18 protein-coding genes and 7 pseudogenes are annotated in these 19,751 nt (G+C 40.1%); 15 read left to right on the top strand and 10 right to left on the bottom strand.

Annotation, left to right across the window (positions count from 1 at the left end):
- Nucleotides 1-25: 25 nt before the first annotated feature.
- Complete coding sequence (gene trhA / locus AC4MDD_RS03490; RefSeq protein ID WP_004695126.1) at nt 26-667, top strand: PAQR family membrane homeostasis protein TrhA; 642 nt, start codon at nt 26-28, stop codon at nt 665-667.
- 143 nt (nt 668-810) lie between these two features.
- Nucleotides 811-1,596: pseudogene (locus AC4MDD_RS03485) on the top strand (MFS transporter); the annotation flags it as partial.
- Nucleotides 1,597-1,659: 63 nt separating this feature from the next.
- Here AC4MDD_RS03485 and AC4MDD_RS03480 read toward each other — a convergent pair.
- A protein-coding gene (locus AC4MDD_RS03480; protein ID WP_126624276.1) for an IS3 family transposase occupies nt 1,660-2,804 on the bottom strand; the annotation gives its coding sequence in 2 pieces (ribosomal slippage) (nt 1,660-2,540 and nt 2,540-2,804; 1,146 coding nt in all).
- 74 nt (nt 2,805-2,878) lie between these two features.
- Between AC4MDD_RS03480 and AC4MDD_RS03475 the strand changes: the two are divergent.
- Both AC4MDD_RS03475 and AC4MDD_RS03470 read left to right on the top strand, forming a co-directional pair.
- Nucleotides 2,879-3,412: pseudogene (locus AC4MDD_RS03475) on the top strand (MFS transporter); the annotation flags it as partial.
- Between the two features lie 142 nt (nt 3,413-3,554).
- Nucleotides 3,555-3,977: a hypothetical protein gene (locus tag AC4MDD_RS03470; RefSeq protein WP_114837564.1), complete on the top strand. Its 423-nt coding sequence runs from the start codon at nt 3,555-3,557 to the stop codon at nt 3,975-3,977.
- A 7-nt stretch (nt 3,978-3,984) separates the two neighbouring features.
- Here AC4MDD_RS03470 and AC4MDD_RS03465 read toward each other — a convergent pair whose 3' ends face one another.
- Nucleotides 3,985-4,995 (bottom strand): metallophosphoesterase, encoded by a 1,011-nt coding sequence (locus tag AC4MDD_RS03465; RefSeq protein ID WP_114837563.1) that lies wholly within the window; start codon nt 4,993-4,995, stop codon nt 3,985-3,987.
- A 101-nt stretch (nt 4,996-5,096) separates the two neighbouring features.
- On the opposite strand from AC4MDD_RS03465, the gene AC4MDD_RS03460 reads away from it, so the two are divergent.
- On the top strand, nt 5,097-6,725 hold the full coding sequence (locus AC4MDD_RS03460) for a phospholipase D family protein (protein WP_080543909.1): 1,629 nt from the start codon (nt 5,097-5,099) through the stop codon (nt 6,723-6,725).
- Between the two features lie 4 nt (nt 6,726-6,729).
- Here the strand turns inward: AC4MDD_RS03460 and AC4MDD_RS03455 are convergent, their stop codons facing one another.
- Entirely contained in the window at nt 6,730-7,554 is an 825-nt protein-coding gene (locus tag AC4MDD_RS03455) for a lysophospholipid acyltransferase family protein (RefSeq protein WP_026056514.1), read from the bottom strand.
- Nucleotides 7,555-7,941: 387 nt separating this feature from the next.
- Here AC4MDD_RS03455 and hflX point away from each other — a divergent pair, with 387 nt between their 5' ends.
- The 5 genes from hflX to AC4MDD_RS03430 all read left to right on the top strand — a co-directional run bounded on the left by hflX (nt 7,942) and on the right by AC4MDD_RS03430 (nt 11,631).
- A complete protein-coding gene (gene hflX, locus AC4MDD_RS03450) occupies nt 7,942-9,273 on the top strand; it encodes a ribosome rescue GTPase HflX (protein ID WP_114837562.1) in 1,332 nt (443 codons plus the stop codon).
- A 43-nt stretch (nt 9,274-9,316) separates the two neighbouring features.
- Nucleotides 9,317-9,688, top strand: coding sequence for a hypothetical protein (locus AC4MDD_RS03445; protein WP_004695106.1), 372 nt, complete (start codon nt 9,317-9,319; stop codon nt 9,686-9,688).
- A gap of 10 nt (nt 9,689-9,698) precedes the next feature.
- Nucleotides 9,699-10,373, top strand: a complete 675-nt coding sequence (locus AC4MDD_RS03440; RefSeq protein WP_114837561.1) for an LrgB family protein — start codon at nt 9,699-9,701, stop codon at nt 10,371-10,373.
- A gap of 87 nt (nt 10,374-10,460) precedes the next feature.
- Entirely contained in the window at nt 10,461-10,904 is a 444-nt protein-coding gene (locus tag AC4MDD_RS03435; protein ID WP_114837560.1) for a DUF2147 domain-containing protein, read from the top strand.
- Nucleotides 10,905-11,181: 277 nt separating this feature from the next.
- Nucleotides 11,182-11,631 (top strand): DUF2147 domain-containing protein, encoded by a 450-nt coding sequence (locus AC4MDD_RS03430; protein ID WP_004695101.1) that lies wholly within the window; start codon nt 11,182-11,184, stop codon nt 11,629-11,631.
- Between the two features lie 43 nt (nt 11,632-11,674).
- On the opposite strand, the gene AC4MDD_RS03425 is transcribed toward AC4MDD_RS03430, so the two are convergent.
- From AC4MDD_RS03425 to AC4MDD_RS03410, 4 genes and pseudogenes are all read right to left on the bottom strand, one after another.
- Nucleotides 11,675-12,523 (bottom strand): symmetrical bis(5'-nucleosyl)-tetraphosphatase, encoded by an 849-nt coding sequence (locus AC4MDD_RS03425; RefSeq protein ID WP_114837559.1) that lies wholly within the window; start codon nt 12,521-12,523, stop codon nt 11,675-11,677.
- Between the two features lies 1 nt (nt 12,524).
- Complete coding sequence (gene rsmA / locus AC4MDD_RS03420; RefSeq protein ID WP_114837558.1) at nt 12,525-13,337, bottom strand: 16S rRNA (adenine(1518)-N(6)/adenine(1519)-N(6))-dimethyltransferase RsmA; 813 nt, start codon at nt 13,335-13,337, stop codon at nt 12,525-12,527.
- Nucleotides 13,338-13,369: 32 nt separating this feature from the next.
- Nucleotides 13,370-13,588: pseudogene (locus tag AC4MDD_RS03415) on the bottom strand (4-hydroxythreonine-4-phosphate dehydrogenase PdxA); the annotation flags it as partial.
- A 108-nt stretch (nt 13,589-13,696) separates the two neighbouring features.
- Nucleotides 13,697-14,230, bottom strand: coding sequence for a hypothetical protein (locus tag AC4MDD_RS03410; protein WP_114837557.1), 534 nt, complete (start codon nt 14,228-14,230; stop codon nt 13,697-13,699).
- Between the two features lie 160 nt (nt 14,231-14,390).
- Between AC4MDD_RS03410 and AC4MDD_RS03405 the strand changes: the two are divergent.
- The 5 genes and pseudogenes from AC4MDD_RS03405 to AC4MDD_RS03385 all read left to right on the top strand — a co-directional run.
- Nucleotides 14,391-14,630 (top strand): annotated as a pseudogene (locus AC4MDD_RS03405) (helix-turn-helix domain-containing protein); the annotation flags it as partial.
- A gap of 33 nt (nt 14,631-14,663) precedes the next feature.
- Nucleotides 14,664-14,969, top strand: a complete 306-nt coding sequence (locus AC4MDD_RS03400) for an IS630 transposase-related protein (protein WP_000122230.1) — start codon at nt 14,664-14,666, stop codon at nt 14,967-14,969.
- Between the two features lie 47 nt (nt 14,970-15,016).
- On the top strand, nt 15,017-15,466 hold the full coding sequence (locus tag AC4MDD_RS03395; RefSeq protein WP_491882282.1) for an IS630 family transposase: 450 nt from the start codon (nt 15,017-15,019) through the stop codon (nt 15,464-15,466).
- A gap of 38 nt (nt 15,467-15,504) precedes the next feature.
- Nucleotides 15,505-16,595 (top strand): IS4-like element ISAba33 family transposase gene (locus AC4MDD_RS03390; RefSeq protein WP_326942947.1). Its coding sequence is split into 2 segments (ribosomal slippage): nt 15,505-16,045 and nt 16,045-16,595, totalling 1,092 coding nucleotides; the frame shifts between segments, so codons are not numbered across the junction.
- 100 nt (nt 16,596-16,695) lie between these two features.
- A pseudogene (locus tag AC4MDD_RS03385) lies at nt 16,696-17,430 on the top strand (IS30-like element IS18 family transposase); the annotation flags it as partial.
- Here the strand turns inward: AC4MDD_RS03385 and AC4MDD_RS03380 are convergent.
- The 3 genes and pseudogenes from AC4MDD_RS03380 to ltrA form a co-directional block, all read right to left on the bottom strand.
- Complete coding sequence (locus AC4MDD_RS03380) at nt 17,406-17,699, bottom strand: hypothetical protein (RefSeq protein ID WP_491882281.1); 294 nt, start codon at nt 17,697-17,699, stop codon at nt 17,406-17,408. The pseudogene AC4MDD_RS03385 and the gene AC4MDD_RS03380 overlap by 25 nt on opposite strands.
- 167 nt (nt 17,700-17,866) lie before the next feature.
- A pseudogene (locus AC4MDD_RS03375) lies at nt 17,867-18,343 on the bottom strand (IS3 family transposase); the annotation flags it as partial.
- Between the two features lie 64 nt (nt 18,344-18,407).
- Nucleotides 18,408-19,650 (bottom strand): annotated as a pseudogene (gene ltrA / locus AC4MDD_RS03370) (group II intron reverse transcriptase/maturase).
- Between the last annotated feature and the right edge of the window lie 101 nt (nt 19,651-19,751).

Here is a 19,751-nt window from a genome sequence, read left to right as displayed (position 1 = left end):
TATTTTATAAAAATGCACATGACTTATGAGCGCTCGCCCTGTTGTAAACTACGATCCAGTTGAAGAAAAAATCAACTTTATTAGCCATGCTATTGGTGCAGGTCTTGCACTCATAGCGGGTATTTTATTGATTATCAAAGGATCTTACTTAGAAACAGCGCAGTGGATCGGGCTGTGGGTCTATGCTTTGAGCCTATTTTTATTATTTGCCGCATCAAGCTTGTATCATTTTGCCGAATCTCCAGAGCGTCGCGGCTGGTATAAAAAATTAGATCACACTGCCATTTATTATCTGATTGCGGGCACCTACACTCCATTTTTGTCTATTGCACTGCCCACACAAAAAGCCCATTACCTACTCATTGCACTTTGGGTGATTGCAATCATTGGTACACTATTCAAGTTAGTTTTCATTCATCGCTTTGAAAAAATTTCACTGATTGCTTATCTGCTCATGGGATGGCTGGCTGTGCTGGTAATGGATGATATGCAACGCTTTTTATCTAAACCTGCTTTGACTTTTTTAATCATTGGTGGACTTTCCTATACCATCGGTGCATTGTTTTATGCGCTAAAAAAGGTAAGATATACGCACGCTATCTGGCATATTTTTGTATTGATTGGTGCAGGATCACATTTCCTGTCCATCTATCTTTACGTGATATAACCCGCGCACACTACATTTTTTAGTAACCCTAATTCCGCAGTCTGCCCGAGGAACATTCGTATTTTTTTAAAAAATTACGCCTTTTTTAAAAAGATGACGCTTTTAAAACTCAGTTCGACTATTTTTTAAGTGTAAGGTCTACCATGGCGTCATTAAATACTGCTGTTGCTGAAAAACAGCAGCCTGTAAACTCAAAATTTCGCGTACTTACAGCCAGTCTCGTAGGTACCACAATCGAATTCTTCGATTTTTATATTTATGCGACTGCTGCAGTCATCATTTTTCCGTATTTGTTCTTTCCAGCAAGTACCGACCCGATGACCGCTACAATTCAGTCATTAGCAACCTTTGCGATTGCCTTTATTGCACGCCCGATTGGTGCTGCACTGTTTGGACATTTAGGTGATCGTATCGGCCGAAAGGCGACCTTGGTTGCAGCTTTGCTGACCATGGGACTTTCAACCGTGTGTATCGGCTTATTACCCACCTATGCACAAATTGGAATTGCCGCGCCATTACTGCTTGCGCTGTGTCGTTTAGGTCAAGGACTCGGCTTAGGTGGTGAATGGTCGGGTGCTGTATTGCTTGCCACGGAAAATGCACCTGAAGGTAAACGTGCTTGGTATGGCATGTTTCCCCAACTGGGCGCGCCGATTGGCTTTATCTTAGCAACTGGTTCATTCTTAACGCTGGGTCATTTTATGACTGAAGAGGCGTTCATGACTTGGGGCTGGCGTATTCCCTTTATCTCAAGTGCTTTACTGGTGATTGTAGGTCTGTGGATTCGTTTACAACTCCATGAAACCCCCGCGTTCCAGAAAGTTTTAGACAAGCAAAAAGAAGTTAACATTCCATTTAAAGAAGTGATCACCAAGCACTGGGGCATGTTGATTTTAGGTACCATTGCAGCCATCTGCACTTTTGTGGTGTTAGAGGTGGTCCCACATGTTTGAACAACTAAAAGCTTATTTATAAGTGATACTCTGCTCTAGTTAAGCTACCTTATTTTGTTGTGGTAGCTGGTCATAGTAAAACTCATCTGGAGTCATTTTGTCCAGACTCGAATGAGGTCGTTTCAAATTATAAAATTCAAAATATGCGTTTAATTGCTTCTTCGCATCCAAAACATTGCTGTAGGCTTTGAGATACACCTCTTCATATTTAACGCTCCGCCATAATCGTTCAACCATCACATTATCAACCCATCGACCTTTACCATCCATACTGATTTGAATGCCATTTGATTTCAATACATCAATAAATGCATCACTGGTAAACTGACTGCCTTGGTCTGTATTAAATATTTCAGGTCGACCATATTTTTCAATAGCTTCATTTAATGTTTCTATGCAAAATGTAACCTCCATACTAATCGATACTCTATGCGCAAGTACCTTGCGGCTATGCCAATCAATCACAGCACATAAATAAACAAAGCCTTTTGCCATAGGGATATACGTTATATCCGTAGACCACACTTGATTACTGCGCTGAATAGCCAATCCTTTGAGCAGATATGGATATTTGCGGTGAGCTTGATTAGCCTGGCTTAAATTTGGTTTGCAATATAACGCATTAATGCCCATTTTCTTCATTAAAGTACGTGTATGACGTCGTCCTATATGATGTCCTTGACGATTCAACAAATCACGCATCATACGGCTACCTGCAAAAGGGTATTGCATATGTAACTCATCCATACACCGCATCAGCTTCAGATCTGATGTACTCACAGGTTTTGGGCGATAGTAATAACAACCACGGGAGACTTTCAGCAGCTGAGCTTGCTTAGATACTGAAATCTGAAGTGAGTCATCGATTAACTTTTGTGGTTGAAGCGGCCCAGTTTCTTCAACACACCTTCTAAAAAATCAATTTCTAATGCCTGCTCACCGATTTTTGCATGTAGTTTTTTTAGATCGATGGGTGGTTCTGTTGGAGCTTTTGATTGATCGAAAGCTTGCGAGGAAGCTGAAATCAGTTGATTTTTCCAGTCGATAATTTGGTTTTGATGAACATCAAATTCAGCACTCAATTCAGCAAGTGTTTTTTCTGCTTTAATCGCAGCAAGTGCTACCTTAGCTTTAAAATCATTTGAATGATTTCTTCTTGGTCTACGTGCCATAAAATACTCCATATATTGATGTTTATAACATCATTTGGGGAGCAAAATATCACTTATAAGTGTTGTTCAAATTTCCTGATCCACCTCTGTTCTACCTCACAACCGTATTCGCTTTACAATGGGGTACCAAACAGCTCGGTTACACCCGTGAACAGTTCTTACAACTTCAACTGGTCGCAACCCTCTGCTTTGCTGCATTCATCCCCTTGTCGGCGGTTTTTGCGGAAAAATTTGGTCGTAAAACCACCTCTATTGCAGTCTGTATTGCTGCGGCATTATTTGGTTTAGTATTCTCAAGCATGTTGGAATCAGGCAATACCCTTGTTGTGTTCTTGTTCCTGTGTATTGGTTTATCCATCATGGGTTTAACCTATGGACCAATTGGTACTGTGCTCTCTGAAATTTTTCCAATATCCGTTCGTTATACAGGTTCAGCACTAACCTTTAACCTTGCGGGGATCTTTGGGGCTTCATTTGCACCTCTCATTGCCACCAAGCTTGCAACCACCTATGGTTTACACGCAGTAGGTTACTACCTCACAGCGGCATCGCTTCTGTCTTTATGTGCGTTCTTAATGATTCGTGAAACTAAAAATGATGATGTAAATAATCAAATTTAACCCTGAATTTGATGTCTAAAAACCAGCACAGTGATGCTGGTTTTTTTATACCAATGCTTTAACAAACGCTACAAAAACCATATTTAAAATCTGTCGTTTTACTTCATAAATAGAGAGAGATACAGATGAATAGGATCGAAAAATGGATGAAAAAATACAACAACTCACCAATGAACAACTCCTTGATGTCATCGTATTAGTTGAAGAAAATAAAATTATTCAAGCCATTCAATACATCGCCACACATACCGCTTTTCAATACGATGATGCACAAGAGATCGTGACTGAACTCACGAAGCGGCATGATGCTGCACTAAAAAGCATGTATCGCCATAAACGACACCAACAACAACGCATATCAACCGCTGAATTAAGACACCACAGCTCCCTTGTGTCTGAAGGACGGAGCTTTACACAACAACAGCCACAAAGCCCGCATAGCCCAGCAGTGAATAACCTCGATACTATGCAAGACCTACAAGAGCTCCATACAAAAAACCACAACCTTTGGATTATCTTGGCTGTGGTCATTTTGGTTTTAAGCTTTATTTTTTATTGGTTCTAAGCCCAACTTAAATCAGTTCAATAATATCGATGGTCGGTGGTACACGAAAACGAAACGGCACACCCACCATGCCTGTTCCAACCGTGACAAACACATCCGCATGTTCATGTCGGTACAAACCTTTTTTGTGTCCTAATATAGACACCTTCTTCATCACATAATCTGTAAGCCATGGCAGCTCAACTTGACCACCATGCGTATGACCTGAAAGCATTAAAGGACGACTGGGTAAAGCAGGTACCATATCGACCGTGTCAGGATTATGCGACAAAATCACCCAAGGTTTGTCTCGCGGTAAATGCGGCATAAAACGCATATCTGCCTTACCTGCCCACAAATCCCCAACACCCATCAGACGAAATTCTTCGAATTCCACAATCTGACCTTCAATATCAATGACATTGTTGACCTTCAAAGCATGTCTTAATAAATTTTGAATTGGTGGTCCAGGATATTGTTCGTCATGGTTACCATTCACTGAATAGACAGGTGCATTGATTTGCTTTAACACCTCTAACTCTTTTGCCAGTTTATTTTCGGGTTCATAAGTCCAATCCCCTGCAACCACCACCAAATCAGGCTTTTGCTCATTGACTCGTTTGACAATGGTTTTCAGCTGCCGCTCATGCCCTGAAAATAGACCAATATGTAAATCGGCAATTAAGGCGATACGGACGGGTTTGAGTAATTTATAATCTTTTTGAATTTGATATTGAGTGGTTTTGACATGCACAAAATGTGGTTCAATGAAACGTGCATAGCACAATATACCACTGACCAAAAATACAAAAATAGCTTCATGCCATGAATAATAGCCCTGAAAACCTGCGTATATGCTAAAGAAAAACAAAGGAATGAGTAAATACGAAAGATAAAAAGCCAATAAATGCACAAAGGCTTTAAACGGATGAATCGTCTCCGTATTGGTTTGACTGATCCATGCCTGATACACCGCCCACCCTGCAAGCAAGGCCATCGCAATATAAAAATAGAACACGACGGAGTGTGTATTGATCATAGACTTTTACTCACAATTTGTTCATCAAGAACACATAATCTTCTGTTTATCTTTTCACAGCTCAGAATTATACTCAAACCAAATTTATAGACTTTATGATGATGGAAAAACCTCACGGCTTAGCAAAACAAACTTCATTCCGTTCATCTTCGACTCAGCAAAATGCCAAATTGTTGTTGCTGAGCTGTATGGTTTTGACTGTTCCCGCGTGTAATACCTTACCTAAACAGATACCGCAGACGCCCGTCTATGCCTTTGATTTGCCAACCGATCAAACCAGTTTAGGCAAAATCGTACTGCCTTTACGTGAACAAAATCCAGGCCTTACAGGTTTCCATGTTCTCTATAATCCACTCGAAGCATTGGCCGCACGTATCCATCTCATTGATAAGGCAGAAAAGACCTTAGATCTACAATACTATATTTGGGACAACGATCGTATTGGTTCTTTAGCGCTTTATTCTATTTTGAAAGCCGCTGATCGCGGGGTGAAAGTTCGTTTACTAATCGATGATAACAATGCCAAGAAAATGGAAGGCATTTATTTGGCGCTCGATCAACACGCCAATATCGACATCAAACTGTATAACCCCTACCGCTTCCGTCACTATCGTGCGATGGATATGGTCTTAAATCTAAAACGCATCAACCGTCGTATGCACAACAAAAGCTTCATTGCCGATAATCAAATTTCGTTGATTGGTGGGCGCAACATGAGCAATCAATATTATAACGTCAGCGACAGTTATCAGTTTTCCGATGTTGATGTAATGTTGGTCGGCTCTGCCTCAGATGAAATTGTGCATTCTTTCGATGAATACTGGAATGACGATTATGCCTTTCCAGTGCGTCAAATTGTCAACGCCAACCATTACAGCTTACGTTATGAAGGTTTAAAAACCCAGTTAGCGCAGCACTATCAGGAAGTGACCGTCCAAAATTATCTCGATCTAGCCAATCGTTCGCAAGCCTTTGAACACTGGTTAAATGATAGTATCCAATTCGATTGGGTCAAAGCCGAAGTGGTCAAAGACTCACCGAGTAAAATCAAATCACGGGCAAAAAAAGAAGAACATTTAAACTTCCAGTTGCAAACCCATTTAGAAAAGCCACTAGAAAGCATCGACATTATTTCAGCCTATTTTGTACCTGAGCGTAAAGGCAAAAAACATCTGGCCAACCTAGCACAGAGTGACATTCAAGTTCGCGTACTGACCAACTCATTTAAAGCCAATGATGTGCCGCTGGTGCATGCTTTCTATGGAAAATATCGTGAAGACTTGCTGGAAAGCGGTGTTCAACTCTATGAGTTTTTAGCCACGCCTGCGGCCGAAGCCCTAAACGAAAACAATGAAGAAATTTCGAAAAAAGCCAAAGTCAGCATCAAAGGATTAAGCCGCTCGAGTCTGCATGCCAAACTCATGGCCATTGATGAGAAACAGGTTTTTATTGGTTCATTTAATTTTGATCCCCGCTCTGCCAACTTAAATACAGAAATTGGGGTTTTACTGAACAGTCCACCGCTGGCCAAAGCGGTACACTACACCATGGACCAAAACCTCAGTAAATATGCCTATAAGCTGGTCCTAGATGCAAACAAAAACATTAACTGGCAAATCAAACAAGCTGATGGCTCTACCAAAACCTATACCACTGAACCCAAAATGAATTGGTTCAAACGTGCTGGTCTCAAAGTCGTCTCTTGGCTCCCGATTGAAGGCTTTATGTAAGCCTTCAAGCTTGTTGCATGTTGGGCTGGGACTTCAAAACTTTCTGATGTAAATCAGCCAAACCTTGCACCATTTTTTGTTGGACCAATGCCGTTAAACTCTCAACCGTATGTCCTGCGGTACAAATGGCCGGGAGCGCAACTAAATGTGCCGTGACTTGTGGCATTTCTAGTACTTTTTTAACATGCTCGGCAAAACTAATGTTACCGATAAACGGAGAGACTTGGTCAAGTCCGCCTTGTTGATTCACATAGCAAATCAAACAAATTTGCACATCACGCTGGGCCTCAATTGCTGCGCCTAATATACGTCCATGAACTTTTTTCACTTTAGAACCATCGGTCGTGGTCGCTTCAGGGAAAAACAACACAGGAATATCTTGTTTTAAAAACGCTGTAATTTGCTCTCGAATTTTGATGGAATCGCCTGAACCACGTTGAATAAACAAGGTTCCACCACTTTTTGCCAATTTGCCAAACACAGGCCATTTTTCAATTTCAGCCTTGGCCAAAAAGAAAACTCGTGCGCCTGAGCCTAAAACCGCGACATCTAACCATGAAATATGATTGCTGACCCAAAGGGCAGGCTTACGTGGAATATCCCCGTGGACATGAACATCAATGTTAAAAACCTTGCACAGTCGACGACAGAAATACTGCACGTAACGGGTATTTTGTGGATTGTTAATGTCTTTATACAAGCCATGTCGATAGACCAAATAAAACCCTTCGGACACGGCGCCAAGCCCTGAAGCCAGCTTTTTACCATACAGAAAAAGCTTAGAGACACCTTTTATTGATGTTGTTTTTATTTCAGTATTCGATTGCATAGACGGTTCACTTGGCACAGCTTCATTCAACATTTAATCATTGATTTCGGCTCATTCTATACTGATCTTAACTAACTTGCATTGATCATAAAAACCGAAGGACCAGATGATTATTTTCAATTTTAATCGTTTAAACAAATTAATTAAAATAAATCAATCGAAATAACAAAACATGGTGCGCACATGAACGATCAAATGAATCCTCCAGCTCCGCCGTTAAATCCTGTTCAGGCACTGAAATTTATTATAGGGCTCAGTATTTTATACTTTGGCACCTTGCTGCTTTTGGTTCACTTATTTCGCTCAATGTAAGGCAACAGCATAACTATTTCGCTCAATCTCAACAAATTCATCTACACTAGAGTTTTCAATGTGAGATCGAATTTAGTGGAATATTTTGAGCAGAAGCAAGGTGGCGAAAAAACCATTTTAGTCAGTGTTGCCATCCATATTCTGGAAGACCTTGATGCAGAAGAATTTCGCTTGCTTGCTAAGTCGGCAGGTGCAGAAATTCTGGAGCATGTTCACGCTCAAAGATTCAAACCCGATGCTAAATATTTCATTGGTTCAGGCAAAGCAGAAGAAATTGCTGCTCGTGTTGAGGAGCTTGAAGCCACACTGGTGATTATTGACCATGCCCTAACCCCTAGTCAGGAACGTAATCTGAGTCGCATTATCAAGTGCCGCGTCATTGACCGTACACGCCTTATTCTAGATATCTTTGCACAACGTGCCCGTACCCATGAAGGGAAACTTCAAGTCGAATTGGCTCAATTGGATCACTTGTCTTCTCGACTGGTCGGTACAGGCATTAGCCTCGATAGCCAAAAAGGCGGGATTGGACTCCGTGGTCCAGGTGAAACGCAACTCGAAACTGACCGTCGTTTACTTCGTGTCCGTGTTGGACAACTTAAAGATAAATTAGAAAAAGTCCGTCAGACCCGTATCCAAGGGCGTGCTGCACGTCAAAAAGCCGCGATTCCAACCGTTTCTTTGGTTGGTTATACCAATGCGGGCAAATCGACCCTGTTTAACACCCTTGCCAAATCTGATGTTTATGCCGCAGATCAATTATTTGCAACCTTAGATCCAACCTTAAGACGTTTGGAATGGGACGGTATTGGCCCGCTTGTCCTAGCAGACACGGTTGGTTTTGTGCGTAATCTTGCGCATGCTTTAGTGGAATCGTTTAAAGCGACGCTAGAGGAAACATTAGAAGCCAGTTTGCTGTTGCATGTGATTGATTCGAGCAGTCCAGACCATATGGAACAAATTGAAGCTGTTGAAAAAGTGCTCAAAGAAATTGGCGCAGATATTCCAATCCTACGGGTGTATAACAAGATCGATCAAAGTGGCGAACAAGCCAAAATCATTTACGCTAAACCCAATGTACCTGAGCGTGTCTATGTCTCAGCACATACAGGCGAAGGATTTGATCTACTACGCCAAGCGGTCCAAGAGTGCTTGATGGGCCAAATTCAAAATTTTGATGTCCTGCTCAAACCTGCCTATGGAAAATTGCGTAATCAACTGTACGCCCTAAATGTGATTCAATCTGAAAATTATGATGATGAGGGCAACCTACACCTACAAGTGTATATTGCACCACATAAACTTGAACAATTGATTAAACAAGCACATTTACCGATTAATGAAATTTTAGGTTTGAAAGCAAAACAATTTCATCGTGAACTCGAAGAATTTGAAATCAAAAGCTAAATCGGTTAAAACGTGATAAGTAAAATGTTAATGACAGAACAAAATGGAATGGATAAAAACTGTTGATTGGAAAGCATGGATCGGCACGGTTGCCCTGATCATCATCTTTCGTGAAGCGGCTGTGTGGATCACTGGACGTTTTGGACATCCTGAACTGGGCAATTTAATTGGACTGATTAGTTTATTAATCGTCCTTTTGGGTTGGAGAAAATTTCATAAAATTCCAGCACGTTTGGTGGATACCAACAATAAAATCATGAAAGAAAGTGCCTTTGCTTTTCTACCTATCAGTGCAGGCTCCCTGCTGATGATGACCCATTTAGGCAGTGAAATCCCAATGTTTTTGGTGGTGCTATTTGTCAGCACACTAATTCCACTGTGGGTTTACGCAAAAATGTCTAAGAAATGGCTTTAGGAGTGTGCACATGATTCCCATTATTTTCGGTTTTTTCCTAACCCTCGTTGCCTACTTACTGGCAAAGCCACTCAACAAAAAACTGCCACAAATTCCCGTGATTGTTTTTGGCATGTGCTTTGTGATTGCCCTGCTGTTGTTTTTAAACATTCCGTATGAGCAATATATGGCACAGGTAAATCCAGTGTTTAACCATCTGCTCGGTTATGTGACGGTCGCATTAGCTATTCCATTGGCTGCTATGCGCTATGATGACCTCCCCCTCAAAGCAGTGGTGGGCATCTTAGTCTTTGCCAGTATCAGTGCGGTCGGACTGCCGATGGGACTGGCTTATCTATTACATTTGTCTGACCCTACCATTATGGCATTTGCCACGCGCGCAGTCACAACACCAATTGCGATTAACATTGCAACACTGCTGCAAGCCCCTGTGAGTCTGGCAATTTTAATCGTGATTTTATCCGGTGTGATTGGTGCTGCATTTTCGCCAGTGATCCTCAAACACATTAATGACGAACGAGCATCGGGCTTAGCGCTAGGTCTTGCAGCTCATGCCATCGGTACAGCTCAAGCATGGCAACGGGGAAGTATTGCTGGACGTTATGCAGCCTTTGGAATGGCTGTCAATGCGGTATTTACAGCAATCTGGTTACCGTTGTTTATTCTATACTTGCAAAAAATGTGATACGTTCCTCACATAAACAATTGTATTGTTTAAAAAATCGACTTAAGATGAGTTTGTCGTTGATTAAATGATAAAAGGATTTTGTTCATGAGCAAATTGACACTTGCAATCGCATTCGCTACAACCGTTATGGGTAGTACAGCTTTCGCTGAAGATATTAGCGGCACTTGGAAAAATATTGATGACAAAACTGGGGCGTCAAAAGCCATCCTTGAGATTCGCCAAGAATCAAATGGGACCTATACCGCTAAGATCGTTAAAGTGACGCCTCGTCCGGGTTACACACCAAAAGAAACGTGTATTAATTGCCCTGCGCCGTATACCAATAAGCCTATTTTAGGCATGGATGTGATGAAAGGTTTGAAACACAGCGGTGATACCAATTACACGGGTGGAAAAATCATTGATCCACTGTCTGGTAATATTTATAGCTGTAAAGCAAAACTCAGTTCGAATGGCAAACGCTTAACCTTGCGAGGATACGTGGGCATATCGGCTCTAGGTCGTAGTCAAACGTGGATTCGAGAATAATCTAAGTTCTATTACTGAACAGGCTTGGTCTACGCAATCATTTGATCGATTCATTTTAGATTTTGTAGACCACCTGAGTCACTCATACATTGCATCAAACTTAGTCTGATTGTTTCAAATTCAATGAATAAAAGAGTTTCAGCTAAACATGTATGATTTTTCAATTTTTAAAGGCAACTGTCTAACTCATATCTAAACACAAAACAGTTTGCCTTGTGCAAACTGTTTATTTTTTTGTGTCTTGGATATCTTTTTGTGAAACTATAGAGAACCTTATATGAAAAGTAAGTTTTTTATCGCGGGATTAACATTGTCCATGCTTTGCGGGGGAGCATTTGCACAGGACTTAACAGGGACATGGCAACAAATTGATGATAAGTCAGGCTCGCCAAAAGCCATTATCGAAATTCGTAAAGAATCGAATAATACTTATACTGGAAAAATTGTAAAAATTACACCACGCCCAGGTTATACCCCAAAAGAAACTTGTGTGAATTGCCCTACGCCATATACCAATAAACCAATTTTAGGTATGGACATTATTAAAGGCTTAAAGCATGTCGACGGCACCAATAATTATGAAAAAGGTCGTGTGATTGATCCTTTGTCTGGCAAACTTTATGATGCGAAAATGAAACTGAATGCCACAGGAAAGCGTCTTTCTCTACGTGCATACATCGGTGTTTCTGCTTTAGGTCGTAACCAAACCTGGTTAAGAATCGACTAAGAATAAAAAAGCCACGAAGTTCGTGGCTTTTTTAATGCATGTGCTATTGAACTGGATTATCAACTGCAAATAAGGCCTCATCTTCTAAACGGTAAGCCATTAATTGATGCCCCCAAACACAACCGCCATCTACATTTTGAATCGAATCCGAAATGGTTTTACCTTGTAAAGCTGCCCAGTGACCAAACACAACTTTATGGGTTTGCGCTGCTTGTGAAGCAAATTCAAACCATGGTTTGAAGCCTTCTGGCATTGGGTCACTGAGTGAGTCTTTAAAACTAAACTCCAAACGCCCTGTACTATCGGTTAAACGCATACGGGTCAAATAATTCACGATACAACGTAAACGTGCGTGTCCCGTTAGTTCATCCGACCACAACGTGGGCTCTTTACCATACATTTCTTTTAAAAAGGCATCCACAACATCAAAATCATCCGCTGCAATGACCGCCTCAACTTCTGCGGCTAAAGCAGCAGTTTGTTCCGCTGTCCAATTGGTTGGAATGCCCGCATGCGTCAGAACCGTGGTTGCATTTGGAAACACACACAGGGGTTGTTTCCGTAGCCAATCAATCAAATCATCACTATCAATCGCATCAATTACATCACGAATGTTATCTTTGTCTTTAATTGCTTTAATGCCACGTGCAGCCGCCAGCAAAGTTAAATCATGATTGCCTAAAACTATTGCAGCCGCATTACGCTCTACTAATTTTTTAATAAAGCGTAAAGCACCCAATGAGTTTTCACCACGGGCAACCAAATCCCCAGCAAACCAAATAAAATCTTGGTCAGGATCAAACTGAATAGTCTTTAGCAAGGCTTTTAGTGCTTCAAAACAACCCTGCACATCACCAATGACATAATTGTATCGAATCTCTGCACCTGTCACCTTAAGTCACCATTTGATCTGCTAATGCCACAAATTGAGCCAGTGTTAAAGTCTCTGGACGTGCCATCGGATCAACACCCGCTTGTTCAAAACCATCTTCAACCAACATGCCTTTTAAGCTATTACGCAAAGTTTTACGACGCTGGGTAAAGACGTGCGAGACCAAACGTGCCAAGGCTTTTTCATTTTTTGCCACAATAGGCTTAACAGCATACGGCTCTAGACGGAACACCGCAGAAGTCACTTTTGGTGGCGGGTTAAATGAACCCGGTGGTACTTCAAACAAGAACGTAGGTTTACAGAAATACTGAATCATCACCGACAAACGACCATATTCTTTGCTATTTGGAGAAGCCGTAATACGGTCAACCACTTCTTTTTGTAGCATAAAGTGCATGTCTTTAACTTTGTCACCAAACTCCAAGAGGTGAAACAAAAGTGGCGTCGAAATGTTATACGGCAAATTACCCACAACCCGTAAAGGACGACCATCTTCAAATAAATTGGTGAAGTCGTACTTCAGTGCATCAGTTTCAATAATGGTTAAACGTTCAGGATGTGGCACACGCCCTGGCAAACCTGCCGCCAAATCACGGTCTAATTCGACCACCGTGAGTGCGTCACACTCGCCAATCAACGGAGAGGTTAAGGCTGCCAAACCCGGCCCAATTTCCACAATGTTATCACCTGAACGTGGTGCAACTGAACGTACAATCTTGGCAATCACACGTTGGTCATGTAAGAAGTTTTGCCCAAAACGCTTCCGCGTATGGTGCCCTTCATCTTTAGGGTTTAAGGCATTAATTTGATACATAAAATTTTCCAACGTGAGTTAATCACTGAACATTAGTGACGAGCTAATTCTAACGCTAAATCAACAGCGACCTGTAAGCTTGAGCTTTTCGCAAGACCAGTGCCTGCGAGGGAGAGAGCTGTGCGATGATCGACTGAGGTACGAATAAACGGTAAGCCCAAAGTAATATTAATGGCTTCACCAAACCCTTGCGATTTTAACACAGGTAAGCCCTGATCGTGATACATCGCCAAAACAGCGTCTGTATGTTTTCATTTTTTAGACCTTAAATGAATCTTTTAAAAATACTTGAAGTAAAATCTAAGACCTTCGCCCCAATCATTTTCAACCTAGATATCAATTTAGCAAATCTATACACGCTATTGTCGAGTTCTTTCTAATCGATTCAATTTGATAAACATGTCATCAGAGATTTTTGCATTTTCTCTTGCTGCTTGATATGTACTCTCTAAAGGCTCACGTTTTTGCAGTAAATTAAATGCTTTCGATTCTAAAATTATCTGAATATCTTCTTGAATTGAAAGCAGGCCTTCACGCATTTTTGCATCATTGACACGCTTAACACCCAATTCAGCATTACCATTAAGCTGTGCCTGAAGATAAGTATTGAATACATCAAAATCAGCTAAAAAATCTTCCATACTGTCTGAAGAAAACTCATTAATTTCAGATAAACTATTGATTGAACGTAATATTCTTTCAGCTATGAAAACTTGATTTTTTGCGATGATCACTTGATCTGAAGGATAATTTTGGCGTGCCATCATATCGGTCAATAAATTATATTCAGCCTGAATACCTGGAATCTTTTCAAAAACAACGAGTTTGTAATCATATAAACTATTCAAATGACGTTGGTTATTCGCAATAATATCAATGTTCTTATTGATCATTTGACCATCCTTAAGCAGATTAGCTAAAGCGCTATCATTCGGTTCATTTTTTTGTACGCAGATTCAAATCCCAAGTGCAACACATTTGTAGTTAGTTGAAAAAGTTAGGTATATTCATAGAATCATTAGACTTTTTCAACTCGTAATTGGAAAGCACACAATGAAGAAATACACCCAACTTTCTCAAGATGAAAGATACGAAATTTATGCTACTTTGAAAAGTAAAAGTTCAATCGCTACCCTTGCTCGGGAATTAGGACGTTCACGATCAACCATCTACCGTGAATTAAAAAGAAATACTGGGCAACGTGGATATAGAGCTCAACAGGCAGCTAAATTTGCAAGTCAAAGACGGTACCGTCCTTCATCATCAATGACAGCATTTGCCTTCGCTTATATAGTCAAATCATTATAAAACCAATACAATGGTGCAATGAGTTATTCAGAACATTTTAGACGTAAAATTTTAGCTAAGCTTGAGGAAGGTTATTCTATTCGAGCGGTAGCTGCACAATTTGAAATTAATAAAAATACCATTGTTGAATGGAAGAAACGTATAGAGATTAAAAAAACTCGTGTACGTAAACCTTCTAAAATTAACGATGATGCTTTACGTGAAGATGTTGAAAAGTATCCTGATGCTTATCAATATGAACGTGCTGCACGTTTTAATTGTGGTGTTTCATCTATTGGTGCTGCATTAAAGCGCTTAAATATTACAGTTAAAAAAAGACGTTAAGCCATCCTAAAGCAGATACAAAGCTTAGGGATAAATTTATTCTGCAAGTGAATGAATTAGAAAAAAACCATCCGATTATTTATCTGGATGAAAGTGGTTTTAAGTCACATGATTATAGACCTCATGGCTACTCACGAAAAGGAGTACCCTGTTTATGGCAATATAATTGGCAATTAAAGAATCAGACCAATGCCATTGGAGCAATCCATGAGGGTAAGTTATTTTCAGTCGGTTTATTTGACTGCAAAATCAATTCAGATGTTTTTCATTTTTGGATTGAGCAATTCCTCATACCAGCATTACCAGAAAATAGTGTAGTGGTTATGGATAATGCAGCATTTCATAAAAGAGCAGATATTCAGGAGTTATTGGAACAACAAGGGCATAAAATTCTTTGGCTTCCTGCATACAGCCCTGATTTAAATCCTATAGAACACATGTGGGCATGGGTTAAACGTAAGCGTCTTTGTACACGACAAAAAAAGATAACTCATTGAAATAATGGCATAATACTTGTTTTCTGACGACGAATATGATGACACATTTCAATGAGTTACATCTCATCTTAAACAAATATCTAAAGTGGAACAAGTCACATGTAAAATGTTTTACACTGATTATGCTTGCATTAATTGTAAAACAGACATGTAATCTTTCTTCTGCATCTAAAGCCTTACCCATCAAGTGCTTACCACAATCATTTTATCGACGTATACAACGCTTCTTTGCAGATCAGTATTTCGATTATCGTCAAATTTCTCAGTTAATTTTCAATATATTTTCATTCGATAAAGTCCAATTAACTTTGGATAGAACTAATTGGAAATGGGGAAAACGAGATATCAATATCTTGATGTTAGCCATCGTCTATCGTGGAATAGCGATACCTATTGTTTGGACATTGCTCAATAAACGTGGAAATTCAGATACAAAAGAGCGTATTGCTTTGATTCAACGCTTTATCTCCATTTTTGGTAAAGATCGTATTGTGAATGTGTTTGCAGACAGAGAATTTATCGGTGAGAAATGGTTTACATGGTTAATTGAAAATGACATTAACTTCTGTATACGTGTTAAAAAAACTTTATTGTGACCAATCACTTAGCCAAGAATCATAAAATTAGTGATTTATTTCGTCATCTTCAAGTTGGTCAAACTGAATGTCGTAAACGACGTATTTGGGTTGGTCGAGTGAAACTGTATATTAGTGCGCTACGATTAGAAGATGGAGAACTTTTACTTGTTGTTTCTCCTATGTTTAATGCTTCTGCTATTCGTGATTATGCATTACGCTGGGAAATCGAAACGTTATTTAGTTGTCTCAAAGGACGTGGATTCAATCTTGAAAATACTCGTTTAACAGACCCTAGACGAGTCAAGAAATTGATAGCAGTGCTAGCTATCGGTTTCTGTTGGTGCTATTTAACAGGTGAATGGCAACATGATCGGAAAAAAGCGATAAAAATAAAGAAGCATGGACGACTTTCAGTAAGTTTATTTCGCTACGGTTTGGACTATGTTCAAATGGCTATTCTACGTTTGATTGGTTTTGGAAAAAAAGAAGAATTTAAGAAAGTGCTCGCAATTTTAAGAAAGAATAAGCCTGATAGGACAAGGGCCCTGTGAAATTTGTCGTGTACAGAGCGTAAGCGTAAAGAATGGTTGATCGACTCAGTCGATGAGTTATTTCGAGTTTTTTTCGAATCTTGTATGAATAATAAAGTAGTTTGACTATATTGATTATTTGATTGGTTTGGACTGGTCACCCGAACAAATTTCAGGTGCTTTAACACAACGCGGTTGGCTGGATGTACCTTCACATGAGTGGATTTACCAGTACATTTATCAAGATAAATCAAAAGGCGGTAAACTTCATCTACATTTAAGGCATCAGAAGAAATATCGAAAACGCGGTTACAAAAACACGGATCGTAGGGGTCAAATCATTGATAAAACAAGTATTCACTGCCGACACCAGGTCATTGATCAACGACAACGTTTAGGAGATTTCGAAGGTGACACGGTGATTGGTAAACATCATAAAGGTGCTTTATTGACTCTCGTTGATCGAAAGAGCCTGTATGTACATATTGTTCATTTAGGGCCAACAAGAGCATCCTCTCAAACGATTACTTGTGCATTAGATCGTTTACAAATGAGCCATGCTTATAGTGTGACATTTGATAATGGCAAAGAATTTTCCGAACACAAAAGAATTACTGATGCTGGCATAGAGACGTATTTTGCTGATCCTTACAAGTCTATTCAGCGAGCTAGAAATGAAAATACGAATGGTTTAATCCGTCAATATCTGCCAAAATCATCATCGTTTGATGGCGTGTCAAACGAACAAATAGAGCAGATAGAATTTGCACTCAACCATCGTCCTAGAAAAACACTAGGTTGGTATACACCGAGTGAAGTTATGGCTGGTTTTTATACTGTTGCACTTGCCGCTTGAATCCGCCGTACTAAAGCCATCGTTTGATTTAATTTTTCTTGGCTCTGCTTTAAGGCACGTATTGATTCCATATAACCCGATTGAACAGCTTCTTCAGACTGCCTCGGAATTAACAGTGATAAGACTTTTAATTCACAAAGACTTTTGTCTGTAGCCATACTCGTACAAGCCGATAAAATACTTGTCATACACACAACAGATACAATGCTTATGTTCCTCATCACCGATGGCGTTTTTATCTGCTGCTTCTTGTGAAGAAGCATCGACATGATAAACCTCTTATTGATATAAAATTTATTAAAATAGGACTTACGCACTGTTATTTATAGACTCTCTGTGGTAGCAGATGATTTTTATCGAGAATAATAATGTGGTTCCGTTAATTAGACCACTCAATTCAGTTTTATAAGTGATAAATCCGCTCTAAATATTTAAATTATGCTGCCATTACTTTTAGTAAATGTTGATCATAAAATTCATCCGGTGTTGCCTTATTCAAACTTGAATGAGGACGTATCATGTTATAAAAATCCAAATATTCAGCAATTGATTGTTTCGCTTGTTTAACCGTATCGTAAGCCTTCAAATAGACTTCCTCATGCTTCACGCTGCGCCATAAACGCTCAATCATCACATTATCCATCCATCGTCCTTTCCCATCCATACTGATACGGATATTTCGCAATTTTAACTCATTCAAAAATGCCTCGCTTGTGAATTGACTGCCTTGGTCTGTATTAAACACCTCTGGACAACCATATTTCACAATTGCTTCTTGCAACGCATCTATGCAAAAGTCTGTTTCCATACTGATCGATACACGATGAGCCAGTACTTTACGACTATGCCAATCTATAATTGCACACAGATAGACAAAGCCTTTAGCCATAGGAATGTACGGGTGAGTAGACCAAGGGAATTTCACCCTTAGCCCCTCGCAGAACCGGACATGAACCTCTCAGCTCATCCGGCTCCCATTATCCAACCGATGGTAAACATCCCATTTTCCAGTGCACAAAGGCATTTGGAAAATCACGCGCAAGTCGCCCTAAGGCATATCTAGCCCGTCTTTTATGACGGGCCAAGTTTTTATACTTACGCCTCATCCAGCGTATAAGATAAGCATTCATGTGTTGCCAGATCGCTGACATTGCTGAACCATGGAATCGACCATAGTACTGCTGCCAACCTTGAAGAATTGGATTAAATATTGCAGATAAATCACTTAATTCGCGATTACACATCAGATGTAGATGCCATTTCCGAATAGTCTGTCGCATTGTTTTAAGTGCATCACGACTGACTGCAGGAGAGAAATTTACATAAACTCTTTTATACTTGTCCACAGCCTTACGGGGCCTAAACGTGTATCCGAGAAAAGTAAATTGAACATCTGGATATGCTTGGCGACGATTCACATCTTGGCAATAAACAATCTTTGTCTTATCTGGATGCAATTCGAGTCCACATTCACGAAATCGTGCACCAATCTTTTGTAAAACAAGTTTGGCTTGAGATAAACTTCGGCAATGAATTACTCCATCATCCGCATAGCGGCAGAATCTTACACTCACAAGATTCTTGGTAATCCACATGTCAAAAGCATAATGCATAAATAAATTAGCCAATAGAGGACTGATAACTCCACCTTGCGGTGTGCCGTGATTCCTTTCTAAAACTTGACCATCTACATTTTGCATAGGTGCTTTTAACCAGCGTTCTACATAGAGAAGAATCCATGGAATTTCGCAGTGTTTCTTAAGTGCACGCATGAGTAGATTATGGTCAATGTTATCAAATAGACCTTTGATATCAAATTCCACAACCCAGTCATACTCCCAACTTCGTCGTCTCACCACAGCTATCGCATCATGGGCAGAACGCCCTGGACGATATCCATAAGAGTTTGGATGAAAATAGAGGATCAATCTGTGGCTCCAATATAAGCTTGACAGCTGTTTGTGCTACTCGATCCGCTACTGTTGGAATGCCTAACATACGTACCCCACCTGATTTCTTTGGAATCGGAACACCTTTGACTGGCGGTGGAAAATAACTGCCTGAACAAAGTCGATTCCATAGTTTATACAGGTTGCCTTTTAAGTGGTGTTCGAATTGCTCAATAGATTCATGATCGATGCCTGCAGCACCGCCATTCTCTTTGACTTTCTTGAATGCCTCCCAAATTAACGCTTTAGGAATGTTAAATGGTTTGGTCATAAAGCCTTGTTCCTCCTGCTTGTGCAGTTGACAAGACCGCAGACCTGGATAATGCAGCCCCTTCGCTCCATTACCATTACAGTAACTTCAACACTACTACG

Source organism: Acinetobacter sp. CAU_H_29a_1 (assembly GCF_058599505.1).
This window is presented reverse-complemented; position numbering and strand designations above follow the sequence as displayed.